Consider the following 15,097-nt stretch of genomic DNA (forward strand, 5'->3'; position numbering starts at 1 on the left):
AATTAACATTACTTAATTTTAATTATGAATCTTTAAACTATTATGTCAATATAGACTATTATTTTTTCAACTAACTATTTTTGTAACTGCGTAATAATGTTGCTACAGCATATTTTAAAAAGCTTCAGATAAGATGAATTTAAAGGTGAGTCTGCACAGCGTATAAAAAATACGTGAGCACAGGCGAATCCTGCAAAATTCGCTTATATCAAGCTTTCTAAAATATGCTGTAACTTTTTAGAAACAACTTTAATATCATAATTTTGTTTGAGAGTAAGATAGGCGTTTTTAGAAAATTCCTTTGCTTTTATAGGGTTATCTATTAGATAGACAATTTTTTCTGCTAAATCTTCCGAAGAAGCCGCTTTACAAATAAGCCCGTCTTGCATGTCGCTTAAGATTTCTGCAGGCCCTTCAGTGTCTGTACTAACGATAGGTAGCCCCGCCTCCATTGCTTCAAGCACTATAATTCCAAACGGTTCATGAAGAGACGGTAAACAAAAAATATCTATTTGTTTAAAAAAATTGTCTCTATCATTAACCCATCCCGTAAATGATATTTGATCTTGTAAATTAAGTTTACGTGCTAAAGCAATTAAATTATCTTTTTCCTCACCGCTTCCACCTATAACAGCTTGAATATCATATTTTTTTTCTTTTAAAATTTTTATAGCATTAATAAAAACATCAACACCTTTTTTAGCTACAAATCTTGCTAGTATACCAATTACTATAGGTTTTTTATATGTTTTATTTGGAGTAAAGTCTTTAGAAATATTTATCATATTCGGTAAGGTGCATATCCAAGATTCGGCAAAGTTATTTTTTAGTAAAAATTCTTTCATATGATGCGTCAGGGCAATAATAAAATTACATTTACGTAGGCCTTTTAAACTATAATTATGAGCGATACCAATTAATTTTATATTTTGTGATTTAGCAAATTTACTAAAATTTATTGCTCTATTACCGTGTGCTATAATTATATCGGGTTTAATTTTGTAGATTATATATTTAAGAATAAGTACCGATAACGGATCAATTGGTACTAAGTTAGGTAGTTTAAAACTTGTCTTACGTAGAAAAGAATTTATTTTTGCTTTGTAAGAAGTGATATTTATAACCTCAATTTTTTGCATTTCAAGAGCTGCATTATAATCTAAAAATGCTTGTTGAATTCCGCCAAGATCACGACTTAGCATAATATTGAGTACTTTCATTTCTATTTTTTATATATCATCACTTCATTATAGCAAATTCCAAGAAATTTGCTATAATACAATTTCCTAATATATAAAACATTATGATTAGTAAAATTAATTTTGTAAAAATGCATGGTCTCGGTAATGATTTTGTTGTTGTTAACAAACGAGATTTATCAAGTTCATATGATTTATCGCAGCTAGCAAAAAATATGGCTGATCGTCATACAGGTATAGGTTGTGATCAGTTTATTATTTATGAAGAGCATGATGATTTTTATGAGATGATTATCTATAACATAGACGGCTCTAGTGCTAAATTATGCGGTAATGCTACAAGATGTTTAGCCAAGTTAATTTATCTTGATACGGGAAAGAAAGATATTACTGTAATGGTAGGCAATAAAAAATTGCTATGTAATGTGGAAGATGAAAATAATATTAGCGTTAATGTAGGAAAGGTTAGTTTTAATGAAGTTTGGATGCCAAGCCGTGATAAAATTTGGGAACTCGCAGAGCGTTATATGATTGATTTAAAGGAAACTATTTGTGTTGATATAGGTAATCCGCATTTGGTTATTTTTAGTAAGTTAGAACCTCAAGATCAAAAAATTGTTGGTGAAAAATTACAGGCTAAGGAATTATTCGCAGATGGGGTAAACGTTAATTTTGCTGAAGTAAAAGATAATAAAATCTATTTATCTGTTTGGGAGCGAGGGGCAGGATTAACTCTTGCTTGCGGAAGCGGGGCTTGCGGTAGTTTTGCTGCCGGTTTAAAGCTCGGTTTTATCCATTCACCAAGTACGGTAGTATTTAAGTATGGCAGCCTTACTATGAAAGAAGAAAACGGTAATATAATAATGCAAGGAGCAGCTACGCTTGTAGCACGTGGGGAATATTATTGTGAGCAATAATTTAAGACAAGAAGTAGTAACATTCGGCTGTAGACTTAATATTTACGAAAGTGAGATAATACGAAAAAACTTGGAATTATCGGGTATCGATAATGTGGCAATATTCAATACTTGTGCTGTAACTAAAGCGGCTGAGAAACAAGCAAGACAAGCTATCCGCAAGGCTAAAAAAAATAATCCTGATTTAAAAATTATCGTTACCGGTTGTAGCGCTCAAACAAGTCCACAAATGTACGGTAATATGCCGGAAGTTGATAAGGTTATAGGTAATGAAGAGAAGTTATTGCCTAGCTATTACCAAATTACGGATGAAAAAATAGCAGTTAACGATATAATGTCGGTGAAAGAGACGGCAGGTCATTTAGTAAGTAGCTTTGACGGTAAATCTCGTGCTTTTATTCAGGTACAAAACGGTTGTGATCATTTTTGCACTTTCTGTATTATCCCTTACGGTAGAGGTAAAAGTAGATCAGTACCGATAGGAGCTATAGTGAGCCAAGTAAAGCATTTAGTACTAAACGGCTTTAAAGAGGTGGTATTTACCGGTGTTGATGTTACGGCTTACGGTTCAGATTTACCCGGAAGCCCAACATTTGCACAAATGATTAAACGAGTTTTAAATTTAGTGCCTGAACTAAAAAGGCTTCGTTTATCTTCAATAGATGTTGCAGAAATAGATGATGAACTTTTTGAGCTTATAGCTTATAGTGAGAGGATAATGCCGCACTTTCATATTAGCTTGCAAGCAGGCGATGATATGATATTAAAACGTATGAAAAGACGTCATAATAGGGCAAATGTAATAGAGTTTTGTCGAAAGTTGCGGGCTATAAGACCGGAAGTATCGTTTGGAGCTGATATTATAGCTGGTTTCCCGACTGAAACTCCTGAAATGTTTGAAAATACAAGAAAATTAATTTCAGAAGCGGAATTACAATATTTACATGTTTTTCCTTATTCGGAAAGAGAAGGAACGCCTGCAGCACGTATGCCGCAAGTACCGAAAGCTATAAGGAAAGAAAGAGCCGAAATTCTAAGACAAGAGGGGCAGAATCAGCTATCTGAGTTCTTTAAGAAGCATATAGGTCAGAAAGTAGAGTTATTGGTAGAGAATAATAATATCGCCCATACCGAAAATTTTATTCCGGTAAAGCTAGACAAACCTTTAGAAATAGGGCAGATATTTAAAGCGAAGTTGGTGGGAATAGAGGGGAATAATATGAAGTGCGAGTTGGTTTAACCACCTCGTCATTGCGAGGAGAGGCGAAGCCTCGACGCGGCAATCTCAGGAAATTCGATGAGATTGCCGCGTCGATCAAAAAACGTCCTCTGTGTCATCCTGTGGCTTGTCCACGGGATCCAGCATAAAGCGAGATAAATCGAGCTTTTTATAGCTGTATTTTTTATTACTGGATCCCGTGGACAAGCCACGGGATGACAGTGTTAACATAAAACAAACAAAAAACATCATGGAAAATATAGAAACAATATTAAGACTTGCTGAGGAAAAAATCTTATTAGTACAAAACTTAAAAGAACTACAAGAATATAAAGTAGAATTTTTAGGTAAAAACGGTATAGTGACCGGTGAGCTTAAAAAATTAGGTAGTTTAAATGAACAGGAACGTAAAGAATTTGGCTTAAAAATCAATAAATTAAAAGATAAAATACAAAATATAATAAAAGCAAAAGAAGAAATTTTAGAGGAGCAGGAACTAAATTTAAAACTTGCTGCCGATAAAATTGATTTAACAATCCCAGCAAGAAGATATAAGCAAGGTTCTATTCATCCAATAACACAATGTAGTGAGGAGTTAATACAAGTATTTTCGCAGTTTGGTTTTACTATAGAAAACGGACCGAATATCGAGAATGATTTCCATAATTTTACTTCTCTCAATTTTGAAGATGACCATCCCGCAAGGCAAATGCATGATACTTTTTATTTGAAAGGTCAAGAAAACAATAAACCGCTGTTATTACGTACTCATACCTCAACAGTGCAGATTAGAGCTATGAAAAACGGCAAACCGCCTTTTAGGTTTATAGCACCTGGTAGGACTTATAGATCAGATTCGGATATGACGCATACGCCGATGTTTCACCAAATAGAAGGACTTGTTATTGATAAAAATATCAATATGGGGCATTTAAAATATGTTATCACGGAATTTATAAAAAGCTTTTTTGAAAATTCTAATATTGAATTACGTTTTAGACCCAGCTTTTTCCCATTTACCGAACCTTCTGCCGAAGTTGATATTCGGATGAATAAAAACGATAAATGGCTTGAGGTACTCGGTTGCGGGATGGTCCATCCAAACGTGCTTAAAAATGTCGGTATCGATAGTAGTGAGTATCAAGGTTTTGCTTTTGGGCTTGGGGTAGAGCGTTTTGCAATGCTAAAATATAATATCAAAGATTTAAGACAATTTTTTGAAGGAGATATGCGTTGGCTAAAACATTATAATTTTGGGAGCTTTGATATACCGAATTTAGCAGGAGGGCTTACGAAATGAAATTTACGTTATCATGGTTAAAACAATTTTTAGAGACTTCTAGCACAGTTATTGAAATTGCCGAAGCCCTAACAGCTATTGGTCTTGAAGTAGAGGAGGTGATAGATAAAGCGGCAGAGCTACAAAAGTTTGAAGTAGCATATATAGCAAGTACTAAACCTCACCCGTCAGCCGATAAGTTAAAACTTTGTGATGTTGAGACTAAAAGCGGTATGCGACAAATAGTTTGTGGTGCGAGTAATGCAAGAGCAGGTATAAAAGTAGTACTTGCAAATATCGGAATAGAAATACCAAACGGTAAATTTAAGATTAAGGAATCTATTATTAGAGGCGAAAAAAGCTGTGGTATGCTTTGCTCTGAAGAAGAATTACTGCTAGCTTCAGAGTCTGAAGGGATTATAGAGCTATATGAAGATGCCGTAGTTGGAGAGAATTTTACTAAATATTACGGTTTAGATGACCCTATATTTGTTATTAACGTTACTCCTAATCGTGGTGATGCACTTGGAGTTTACGGCATTGCAAGAGATTTAGCAGCTAAAGGAATAGGAATACTTAAAGAGCTAGAAATTCCAGAAATAAAGAGTACCTTTACTTCTAAAATGAAGCTTAACGTGCAAGACAAAGAAGCCTGTCCTTTATTTACTTTTAGAGAAATAAGAAATTTAAAAAATAAACCAAGCCCTGATTGGTTACGGAAATTATTAAAAAATGTCGGGGTAAAAACTATTTCAAGCCTAGTTGATGTAACAAATTATATTTCCTATAGCTTTGGGCAGCCGATGCATGCTTATGATGCGGATAGGATAAAAGGGGGGATTAGTGTAGCACGTCATTGCGAGAAGTGTAGCGACGAAGCAATCTCAGGACAACAAAAAGAGATTGCCGCGGCTGCTTTGCAGCCTCGCAATGACGTAGCTAAATTCCACGCTCTAAACGGCAAAGAATATTTACTTACCGAAAATGATTTAGCTATAAAAGATGAAAGCGGTATCCAAGGTCTTGCCGGTGTCATTGGAGGGGCTAAGAGTAGTTGTACTGATAGTACGACTAATATAATACTGGAAGCTGCATGTTTTAATGCTAAAATGGTTGCAGCTAGCGGGCGAAGATTTCAAATTGATACGGATGCTAGATATCGTAATGAGCGTAATATCGATAGAAATTTTACGGAAAAAGCTTTAGACATAGCGACTAATCTTATTTTGTCAATATGCGGAAACGGTGAAGTATCGGAAGTAGTGAAATTCGGTGAGAAAGAGCCTCAAAAAAAACCTTTAGATTTTTCAGCATACTATTTAGAAAAAATTACGGGAATTAAATTAAGTATTAAAGAGATAGAAGCTATATTAAATGAACTAGGATTTATTACGGATGTTAAAGGTGAGATTATAAAGGTAATAGCTCCCTCTTGGCGTCATGATATAACTATTTTAGAAGATATAGCTGAAGAAATCACTCGTATTTACGGCTATGATAAAATAGAGAGTATAAAACTACCCGAACTAGACCAAGATAATAATAAGCTAAGAGAGTATAAAAGAATATCTAGTTTTAAAAGGATATTAGCAAGCAAAGGCTATGATGAGGTAGTAACTAACTCTTTTATGAGTAGTGAAGATGCAAAGTTGTTTGCTGAATTAAAAGAAGAGTTATTTTTGCTTAATCCTATTAGCATAGGAGACAATTATATGCGTCCTACTATACTGCCGAATTTGTTAAGTATAGTAAGTAAAAATCTAGCACGCTCTATAAAGGATATGGCTTTTTTTGAAGTTGGACCGAGCTTTATAGATTTAAATACGGAAGCAACTTATTTAACGGCAATTATAAGCGGTTCATATAATAATAAAAATCCTCATTCGCTTGGACGAGGCTATGATATTTTTGATCTTAAAGGCGATTTAGAGCTGGTAGTGGATTATGCAGGACTATCTATAGATAAATGTATAGCAACAAATGGGACAGCATTGCCACAATACTATCATCCAACTAGAGCAGTAAATATAGGGCTTGGTAAAAATTTATTAGGTCATTTTGGACAGATACACCCTAAAATCTTGAAATATTACGATATTAATCAGGAAATATTTGCATTCGAGCTAAATATTACGAATTTGCCGTTGATAAAAGCTAAATTCGGTAAAAGAGAAGAATTTGCAGTATCGGATTTCCAAGCTAATTTTAGAGATTACGCATTCATTGTTGATCAAGATCATAGAGTCGGTGAAATAATATCATATATAAATAATTTTAATAAAAAGCTTGTCAAATCAGTTATATTATTTGATATTTATAGCGGTGATAAATTACCTGAAAGTAAAAAATCTATAGCCATTAAAATAGAGCTACAAGCAGATGATCGTACTTTAACTGAAGCTGACTTAAATTTATTTAGCCAAGATTTAATTGCAGCTATTGAACAAAAATTTCAAGGAACATTAAGAGAATAACAATATGTTAAAATTAATAGTTGAAACAAAAACGTTAGTTCAGTCCCTAGGGTTTGCAAGTTCCGTTGTTGAAAAACGTAATGTAATACCTGAATATGCAAACATTAAATTATCGGCAAAAGACGGCAATCTAGAGCTTAGTTCTACTAATATGGATTTGTACTTAAGTCAAAAAATAGCAGTACAGGTAGTAAGTGAAGGTGAACTTACCGTTTCTACGAAAACTCTAAATGATATAGTCCGAAAACTTCCGGATTCCGAGCTTACATTAACAGATCTCGGTACAACGGGACTTGAAATCAAAGGAAAAAATTGTAAATTTAATTTATTTACTTTGCCGGTTAGTTCTTTTCCTCCAATGGATAGTATTAATCCTGAAGCAAGTTTTAAAATTTCCTGCACGGATTTTGCTAAAATAATCGAATCGACAAAATTTTCGATTTCTTTAGATGAAACTCGTTATAATTTAAACGGTGTTTATTTACACATAAAAGACAAAGAGTTTTGTTCGGCAAGTACCGATGGACATAGGCTTTCGATTTCATGGGTAACATTAGAAAAACAAATAAAGAATTTTGGAGTTATATTACCGCAAAAAAGTGCCGAGGAAATTTTAAAAATAGTTAAAGATCCTAAAAATATAAATGAAGATATAGAAATTTTATTAAGTAGCAATAAGATTAAATTTATATGTAACGAAAATACTATTATGCTATCAAAGCTTATAGACGGTACTTTCCCTGATTATAGTGCTTTTATTCCGGAAAGCAGCAGCTCAAAATTAGTAATTAATCGAAAAATATTTGCAGATAGTATAGAAAGGATAGCGATAATAACCGTTGAAAAATTTAGAGCGGTAAAATTATCCTTATCTCGTGAAACCTTAGAGATTAGTGCCGTCGGTGAGGCAAGAGGTAACGCAAAAGAGGTTATTAATTCTTCACAAGATAAGGAAAGTTTTTATGAATATAATAGTGATGAGTCTTTAGCTATAGGCTTTAATCCGCAATATTTGGAAGATGTCTTAAAAGCCGTGAAGTCGGATTTAGTAGAACTATATTTTTCAGATGTTTCAGCACCGGTACTTATTAAATTTCCTGAGAATCCTAAAGATATTTTTGTCGTCATGCCAGTTAAGGTGTAGCCTTAGTTTTTCCGTCATAAGCTAAGCGACTGAAAGGAGCGTGGTAATCTCATAAAATAAGATTCCTGAGATTGCTTCGTCAATTACTTCGTAATTTCCTCGCAATGACGAAAAGGTTGTTTCAAATAATTTTTGACTAATAGCCAAAGCTTCTCTATTATTTCTCTCAAGCACTCTAATTAAATATTGGTTATGAAAAAAATTATCGGATTATTTTTTGTAATTATACTTAGTGCAATAAGTACTAGTATCTTAGCGGATGATGATTATCCAAAAACAGAACGAGAGCAGAAATGGGACGAAGTAGGTTCTATAGCAGGTGAAGAAGGACTAGTTTTTAGACCGGGCAGGGTAAAAAACGAATCTACTAAAGCTGTAGGAGGTTCAGTTAATAAATATCTTTGGCAAGCAGCATTAGAGACTATAAGTTTTGCTCCTCTTGCATCAGCTGACTCAAACGGCGGTGTGATTATTACGGAATGGTATAGCCCACGCTCTAATCCTAATTTTCGATTTAAAATCAATATATTTATCAAAGACGATGTAATAACCCCTGATTCAATTGAAGTGAAAGTATTTGAGGAAATGCTTAAAAATAAACAATGGGTACTTAATGAAAACACCTCAAATCTTGCTATCACGCTTGAAGATAAAATTTTAAGAAAAGCTAGAGATATATATATTAATAGTGCGAGGTAATGACTTCGTCATTGTGAAGAGGTATTACCCAACTTGTCATTGCGAGGAGCGAAGCGACGTGGCAATCTCGTGAAGTAGTATAAAACTCCTGAGATTGCCGCGTCGATGCTACGCATCTCCTCGCAATGACGAGACAACTGATCCATGCAACAAATCCTATGACGACGCAGTATATAAATTATAAAAAAATATGAATCAAATAGAACAAAAATGGCAACAAATTTGGTATGATGAGAAAGCTTTTGAGGTATCAAACGAGAGTAGCAAGCCAAAATATTACGTACTTGAAATGTTGCCTTATCCTTCCGGTAAAATCCATGTAGGTCATGTACGCAACTATTCTATAGGTGATGTTATTGCAAGGTTTATGACTATGCAAGGTTTTAACGTGCTTCATCCGATGGGCTGGGATGCTTTTGGGCTACCTGCCGAAAATGCCGCAATAAAAAATAATTCTCATCCGAAAGATTGGACTTATTCTAATATCGAGAATATGAAAAAGCAGCTAAAATCTATGGGCTTTTCTTATGATTGGTCTAGAGAGATAAATAGTTGTGATCCGCAGTATTATAAACATGAGCAGAAATTCTTTTTAGAGCTTTATGAGAGAAATCTTGCTTATCAAAAAGAATCGCTTGTTAACTGGGATCCGGTTGATAATACCGTTCTTGCAAATGAGCAAGTTGTAGACGGGCGTGGTTGGCGTTCAGGTGCAATTGTTGAGAAGCGTTATTTAAAGCAATGGTTCTTAAAAATCACCGATTATGCTGAAGAGTTATTAAATGAAATTCAGAATTTAAAAGAATGGCCTGAAGCCGTTCGCTCTATGCAAGAGAAATGGATAGGTAAATCGATAGGTGCTAACTTTCATTTCAAAATTAAGGATAATGAAGATAATACTATAGAAGTATTCTCAACCAAACCTGAAACTATTTTCGGCGCTGGTTTTATAGGAATTGCCTTTAATCATCCAATAATAGAGAAATTAATTTCTAAGACACCTGAAATATTGAGTTTTATAACTAAATGTTCGCATATTACAGGAAGTAGCGAACTAGAAAAGACTGAAAAAGAGGGAGTCTTTACCGGTCTTTATGTCATTCATCCTTTCGATTCAAATATAGTTCTACCGGTTATTATTACGAATTTTGTGTTAATGGATTACGGCACTGGTGCTGTTTTCGGTTGTCCTGCTCATGACGAACGTGACCATGAATTAGCTGTTAAAATGAATTTGCCTATTAAGCAGGTAATTGAAACGGATATTGATGTACAAAAGACCGCTTATACGGAAGATGGAATTTTGGTTAACTCAGATTTTCTAAACGGCTTAACTAGTAATGAAGCAAAACAAAAAGTAATCGATGAATTTGAGAAACTAGGCATAGGTAAACGCAGTGTATATTATCGTCTAAAAGATTGGGGAATTTCTCGTCAACGCTTTTGGGGTTGTCCTATTCCTATGATTCACTGTGAAGCTTGCGGCATAGTTCCCGTACCGTGCAGTGACTTACCCGTTACGTTACCTGATGATGTTAGTTTTGACGGTCACGGTAATCCGCTTGATCATCATCCTAGTTGGAAACATGTTAATTGTCCGAAATGCGATAAGTCGGCTATTCGTGAAACCGATACTTTTGATACATTTTTCGAGTCATCTTGGTATTTTACGAGATATTGCAATAGCAATGCTACAGAGATGACCGATAAAAAAGCTTGTGATTATTGGCTACCGGTGGATAAATATATAGGCGGTATAGAACATGCAGTAATGCATCTATTATATGCAAGGTTTTTCACAAAAGTAATGAACGAACAGAATTACGTAAGCGTTCGTGAGCCTTTTAAAGGGCTATTTACTCAAGGGATGGTGCTGCATGCTACTTATAAAGATGAACATAATAATTGGTTATATCCTGAAGAAGTAGTTAAAAAAGGTAATGAATTTTTTCATAAAGAAAGCAATAATAGAGTAGTGCAGGGACGCATTGAAAAGATGAGTAAGTCTAAAAAGAATCTCATCGATCTTGTGACGATGCAAGAGCAATATGGGGCTGATGCTATTAGGCTTTTTGTACTGTCCGATAGTCCGCCTGAGAAAGATCTAGAATGGTCGGCAAGCGGTATTGAAGGCTGCTCACGTTTTATTAATAAGCTTGAGCATATGTTTGAGGCGATAGCTTCTTTAATAGATGATGTGAATAGTGAAATTAACAAAGAATTAAACAGATTAGTTCATTTTACCATAAAGCACGTTGCCGATGATATAAAGCATTTTGTCCTAAATAGAGCAATAGCACGTATGCGTGAGCTTTCTAATGCTATATCTGCTGAGCTTAATAAAGAAGTGGTTGATGTTAAAACCGTAAGATACGGCTTTAATGTTATAGTTCAGCTGCTAAACCCTTTTATCCCGCATATTACGGAAGAAATTTGGCAAAAGCTTGGGAATAAAGAGCGGTTATATAATTCAGCCTTTCCAGCATTTGATGAATCAATGTTAGAATTAGATACATATGTTATGGCAGTGCAGGTTAATGGCAAACTCCGTGATACTTATGAGTTTAAAACTTCTGCAAGCGAAGATGAAATAAAGCAAATTACCGTCAATTTGCCAAAAGTACAAAAATTCTTAGAAGGGAAAGAGCCGAAGAAGATTATTCTCGTGCCTCGTAAAATTGTGAATATTATAGTTTGATATTTTTTTCCGTCATTGCGAGGAAATTGCATAGCAATTGACGAAGCAATCTCAGGAGCTTGTTATTATTTCATGAGATTGCCGCGTCGCTTCGCTCCTCGCAATGACGATTTGGTATCCACGCAGGTACTACGCTCATTCACAATGACGAATGTCAGTAGAGTATGCTTAGTTGCATCACTTTTTAGTGTGCCTCAATCGTCCCCATCGCTCCAATCGCAACCATCCCTGTGTCTCCTCCCATTTGCATATGCTCGAAATAAACAGGGTCATTGAGCCACAGTTTTGCAATATCAAACGGCTCTTCTTGTTGTTGCTGTGACGGACTCTCACGGTAATTACAAATATTTGCAACTGATGCTATTATATAATTTACTGCCCACCAACAAAATGCTACAACAACATTAATACTTAAAGCATTTACATTATTATCAACATTCAAAGTATTTTTTTCTTTTGATGTTGGTTCTAATGAAGAGTTTACAATATTTGTTTCTGGTTGTGATCTTATTTCTCCAAATATACCACTTAGAGTCATGGATAGAATTGTGTCCGGATCTAAAGCATATTTTTCTTCTGATGTTATAAAATCTGCATCACCTAAATTATTTTTTTCCCTAGTTATATCACTAAGATAACCACCCTCTAGACTTAGATTTAGTGCTTCATTTGAATCTAAGAGTGTTGTTATTTTATCAGTCATAAAGATCCACTATTTTAGTTGTTAATTAGGACTGTTAACAAAATAATTTGAAAGCTATCTTGTTAGTAGTCCTATAAATAGTGTGCCTGATTTTATACCTAGAGTCAATTTATTAAGTTAATAATTTAATCTTTTTGTTAATTTGTATTAATTTAAATTAATGCATGAAAATGTCGATTTCATTCCAACCTATAAGGTCTAAATTAGCTCTTGTCGGTAAAAAGCGGAAAATATCTTGGGCAAGTTCAAGCCTATTTTCTCTAAGTAGCATTTTTTGTAAAATATCTTTTAACTGATGCAAATAAAGCACATCTTTTGCTGCATATTCTTTTTGTTCTGAAGATAAATTGTCAGTACCCCAATAGGAAGATTGTTGTTGTTTAGAAATATTTATGGAAAGTAGCTCCCGACATAAATCCTTAAGACCGTGGCTATCAGTATAGGTTCTAACGAGCTTTGAAGATATTTTAGTACAAAAGATATTTTCTAAATCTATACTCAAATATTTTTTTATAGCTGCTAAATCAAATCTAGCAAAATGAAATATCTTGCATCTAGTTTTATCTAACAATAATGCTTTTAAATTAGGAGCACTATAATCTTGATTTACAAAATGAACAAGATGGGCTTCACCGTTGCCGTTACTAAATTGTAACAAACAGAGTTTATCTCTATGTAGATTTAACCCCATTGTCTCGGTATCTATAGCAATATCCCCTTCAAGTTCAAAATTATTAGGTAGGTCGTCTTGATAAATTTTAATGTTCATAAATTATGTTCAATTCCTTTTAATCAATAATGTTGTTTTGGATGTCATTCCTGCGAAAGCAGGAATCCATCATAAAGCGAGATAACCTAAGCTTTTATTTTAATTTCAAAAATTTGCTGTATGTATACTTTTTTTGGATTCCTGCTTTCGCAGGAATGACATAAAAGTCATGAAACAAGACCTACAGCTCCTCGCAATGACGATGTTTACCTTTGACTAGGTGTATCTTTTATTGTAAACACCTGTTCTTTAGGATCTGCTACTCCTAAAACTTTCTTTGCTTGTTCTTCTAACATATCCTTATTTAGCGATTCCGTTCGGAGTAATTTGACGTTATGTTCAAGTTCTACTCTTTCTGCTCGTAAGCCTTTTAGTTCATCATAAGCTTTTTCAAGCTGCCTATTTACTTTTAAATATGCAATAATCCCTTTGTTACCATATATGCAATGAAAAACAAAATATCCAAGCAGTAAAGCTAAAAAGATATTTAAAATTATTTTTTTAGAATGATTATTTAAATGTATTATCATAAGTTATAATGGACCAAATTTTCCGTCATTGCGAGGAACGTAGTGACGAAGCAATCTCAGGATATTTGACGAGATTGCCACGCAGCCTACGGCTGCTCGCAATGACGATTAGAGTATACTTATAAAAAATAATACTGGAGCGGTTAAAATAATACTATCAAATCTGTCTAGTACTCCTCCATGACCAGGTATTATATGACCGCTATCTTTAATATTAAATTTTCGCTTTAAATATGAAATAAATAAATCACTTGATTGAGCTATTAATGCTAATATACAACTAATTATAAACAAATAAATTTTATTTGAAAAATAGTAATTTTCAATATGAAAGTTTGGTATAAAACTAGCTAATACCGCAACCAAACCTGCTGATAATACTCCGGTAACTAAACCGCTCCAAGTTTTTTTAGGACTGATTTTTGGAGCAAGTTTTGCTCCTTTAAAAGTTTTGCCGCCAATCATTGCAAAACTATCTACCGACCAAATTATGCAAAAATAAAGCATAATAAGCCATCTATTGGTATCTTCCATACTTAAAAATGTTAATAGGCTTATAGGAATTGGAATAATAATTAGCCCGATTAATAGATAAGGAATAGAAGAATAGGTCATATTATACCATTCACTTAACATTCCCATACCCACTAATATCATTAGAATATAGAATAAAGGCTTAAACCATAATATAGCTATAACAAATAACGGCACTAAAACTATACCGGATAGGATTCTTAAATATATATTTTGTTTATCTTTTGCCAAATGTTCTTTTCCTTTTTGAGTAATCATTTATAGCTTCTATTATATCATCTTTATTAAAAGCGGGCCAATATTTGGGTGAGAAATATAATTCAGCATAAGCTGCTTGCCAAAGCAAGAAATTACTGATGCGATAGACCCCGCCCGGTCTTATTAATAAATCTACATCCGGCATTTCAGGATCATATAAAGCGTGTCCTATATCGCTTTCACTTATTTCTTTTTTACCGCTTGCAATAATTTTTGTGCAGGCATCAACTATTTCTTGACGACTTCCATAACTAAAAGCTATACAAAGCGTTATTTTATTATTATTTTTTGTTAATTCTATAGCATTATTTATTTGTTTTTGCAATGAGCTACTTAATAAATTAAGCCTACCTATTACTTTTATTTTAACGCCGTTTTTATGTAAACTGTTTAATTCATTTTTAAAATAAATACTTAATAATTTTATTAAGAAATCTACCTCCGTGCTTGAACGTTGCCAATTTTCGGAAGAGAAAGTATATAAAGTTATATAAGGTATATTAAGATTAATAAACTCAGGCAGTAATTCACGAATTTTATCGGCTCCTGCTTTATGCCCTTCAGATTTTGTTAAGTTATGCTGATCTGCCCAACGAGCATTACCGTCCATTATTATTGCTAAATGTTTTATGTTAGTCATTATTTTATATTTTAGATGTTGCTGCATGAATAGA

At 33.8% G+C, this 15,097-nt stretch carries 13 protein-coding genes and 1 pseudogene; 8 read left to right on the plus strand and 6 right to left on the minus strand.

All coding sequences use genetic code 11. The features are described 5' to 3' along the window. Positions 1 to 96: 96 nt before the first annotated feature. A pseudogene (locus RF_RS09855) lies at positions 97 to 232 on the plus strand (palindromic element RPE3 domain-containing protein); the annotation flags it as partial. Here the strand turns inward: RF_RS09855 and RF_RS03450 are convergent. Further along, positions 204 to 1,220, minus strand: coding sequence for a glycosyltransferase family 4 protein (locus tag RF_RS03450; RefSeq protein ID WP_011270974.1), 1,017 nt, complete (start codon positions 1,218 to 1,220; stop codon positions 204 to 206). The pseudogene RF_RS09855 and the gene RF_RS03450 overlap by 29 nt on opposite strands. Before the next feature lie 83 nt (positions 1,221 to 1,303). Between RF_RS03450 and dapF the strand changes: the two genes are divergently transcribed. The 7 genes from dapF (at position 1,304) to leuS (ending at position 11,629) form a co-directional block, all read left to right on the plus strand. Further along, positions 1,304 to 2,116, plus strand: coding sequence for a diaminopimelate epimerase (gene dapF, locus RF_RS03455; RefSeq protein ID WP_011270975.1), 813 nt, complete (start codon positions 1,304 to 1,306; stop codon positions 2,114 to 2,116). Next, positions 2,091 to 3,356 carry a tRNA (N(6)-L-threonylcarbamoyladenosine(37)-C(2))-methylthiotransferase MtaB gene (gene mtaB, locus RF_RS03460; RefSeq protein ID WP_011270976.1) on the plus strand — a complete coding sequence of 422 codons (1,266 nt, stop codon included), beginning with the start codon at positions 2,091 to 2,093 and terminating at the stop codon, positions 3,354 to 3,356. The genes dapF and mtaB overlap by 26 nt, the downstream gene beginning before the upstream one ends. A gap of 229 nt (positions 3,357 to 3,585) precedes the next feature. Next, a complete protein-coding gene (gene pheS / locus RF_RS03465; protein ID WP_011270977.1) occupies positions 3,586 to 4,635 on the plus strand; it encodes a phenylalanine--tRNA ligase subunit alpha in 1,050 nt (349 codons plus the stop codon). Continuing rightward, complete coding sequence (gene pheT, locus RF_RS03470) at positions 4,632 to 7,088, plus strand: phenylalanine--tRNA ligase subunit beta (RefSeq protein WP_011270978.1); 2,457 nt, start codon at positions 4,632 to 4,634, stop codon at positions 7,086 to 7,088. Before pheS ends, pheT begins: the two co-directional genes overlap by 4 nt. A 4-nt stretch (positions 7,089 to 7,092) precedes the next feature. Next, complete coding sequence (gene dnaN / locus RF_RS03475) at positions 7,093 to 8,232, plus strand: DNA polymerase III subunit beta (protein WP_011270979.1); 1,140 nt, start codon at positions 7,093 to 7,095, stop codon at positions 8,230 to 8,232. A 192-nt stretch (positions 8,233 to 8,424) separates the two neighbouring features. Continuing rightward, positions 8,425 to 8,931, plus strand: coding sequence for a DUF3576 domain-containing protein (locus tag RF_RS03480; protein ID WP_011270980.1), 507 nt, complete (start codon positions 8,425 to 8,427; stop codon positions 8,929 to 8,931). Between the two features lie 190 nt (positions 8,932 to 9,121). Continuing rightward, positions 9,122 to 11,629, plus strand: coding sequence for a leucine--tRNA ligase (leuS, locus tag RF_RS03485; protein WP_011270981.1), 2,508 nt, complete (start codon positions 9,122 to 9,124; stop codon positions 11,627 to 11,629). A 184-nt stretch (positions 11,630 to 11,813) separates the two neighbouring features. Here the strand turns inward: leuS and RF_RS09860 are convergent, their stop codons facing one another. The 5 genes from RF_RS09860 to uppS form a co-directional block, all read right to left on the minus strand. After that, the gene (locus RF_RS09860; RefSeq protein ID WP_011270982.1) at positions 11,814 to 12,332 is read right to left on the minus strand and encodes a hypothetical protein; all 519 of its coding nucleotides are present in this window, start codon (positions 12,330 to 12,332) and stop codon (positions 11,814 to 11,816) included. Positions 12,333 to 12,489: 157 nt separating this feature from the next. Further along, complete coding sequence (locus RF_RS03495; RefSeq protein ID WP_011270983.1) at positions 12,490 to 13,101, minus strand: ribonuclease D; 612 nt, start codon at positions 13,099 to 13,101, stop codon at positions 12,490 to 12,492. Between the two features lie 206 nt (positions 13,102 to 13,307). Next, a complete protein-coding gene (locus RF_RS03500; protein WP_011270984.1) occupies positions 13,308 to 13,631 on the minus strand; it encodes an FtsB family cell division protein in 324 nt (107 codons plus the stop codon). A 108-nt stretch (positions 13,632 to 13,739) separates the two neighbouring features. Further along, complete coding sequence (locus RF_RS03505; protein ID WP_011270985.1) at positions 13,740 to 14,423, minus strand: phosphatidate cytidylyltransferase; 684 nt, start codon at positions 14,421 to 14,423, stop codon at positions 13,740 to 13,742. Next, positions 14,383 to 15,090, minus strand: coding sequence for a polyprenyl diphosphate synthase (uppS, locus tag RF_RS03510; RefSeq protein WP_011270986.1), 708 nt, complete (start codon positions 15,088 to 15,090; stop codon positions 14,383 to 14,385). The genes RF_RS03505 and uppS overlap by 41 nt, the downstream gene beginning before the upstream one ends. Positions 15,091 to 15,097: the final 7 nt, after the last annotated feature.

This window comes from Rickettsia felis URRWXCal2 (genome assembly GCA_000012145.1).
GTDB lineage: Bacteria > Pseudomonadota > Alphaproteobacteria > Rickettsiales > Rickettsiaceae > Rickettsia > Rickettsia felis.

Bases quoted from the DNA above. Each gene is read 5' to 3' on its own strand.
- RF_RS03450 (WP_011270974.1), bottom strand. From the start codon at position 1,220: ATGAAAGTACTCAATATTATGCTAAGTCGTGATCTTGGCGGAATTCAA.
- dapF (WP_011270975.1), top strand. From the start codon at position 1,304: ATGATTAGTAAAATTAATTTTGTAAAAATGCATGGTCTCGGTAATGAT.
- pheS (WP_011270977.1), top strand. From the start codon at position 3,586: ATGGAAAATATAGAAACAATATTAAGACTTGCTGAGGAAAAAATCTTA.
- pheT (WP_011270978.1), top strand. From the start codon at position 4,632: ATGAAATTTACGTTATCATGGTTAAAACAATTTTTAGAGACTTCTAGC.
- dnaN (WP_011270979.1), top strand. From the start codon at position 7,093: ATGTTAAAATTAATAGTTGAAACAAAAACGTTAGTTCAGTCCCTAGGG.
- RF_RS03480 (WP_011270980.1), top strand. From the start codon at position 8,425: ATGAAAAAAATTATCGGATTATTTTTTGTAATTATACTTAGTGCAATA.
- leuS (WP_011270981.1), top strand. From the start codon at position 9,122: ATGAATCAAATAGAACAAAAATGGCAACAAATTTGGTATGATGAGAAA.
- RF_RS09860 (WP_011270982.1), bottom strand. From the start codon at position 12,332: ATGACTGATAAAATAACAACACTCTTAGATTCAAATGAAGCACTAAAT.
- RF_RS03495 (WP_011270983.1), bottom strand. From the start codon at position 13,101: ATGAACATTAAAATTTATCAAGACGACCTACCTAATAATTTTGAACTT.
- RF_RS03500 (WP_011270984.1), bottom strand. From the start codon at position 13,631: ATGATAATACATTTAAATAATCATTCTAAAAAAATAATTTTAAATATC.
- RF_RS03505 (WP_011270985.1), bottom strand. From the start codon at position 14,423: ATGATTACTCAAAAAGGAAAAGAACATTTGGCAAAAGATAAACAAAAT.
- uppS (WP_011270986.1), bottom strand. From the start codon at position 15,090: ATGCAGCAACATCTAAAATATAAAATAATGACTAACATAAAACATTTA.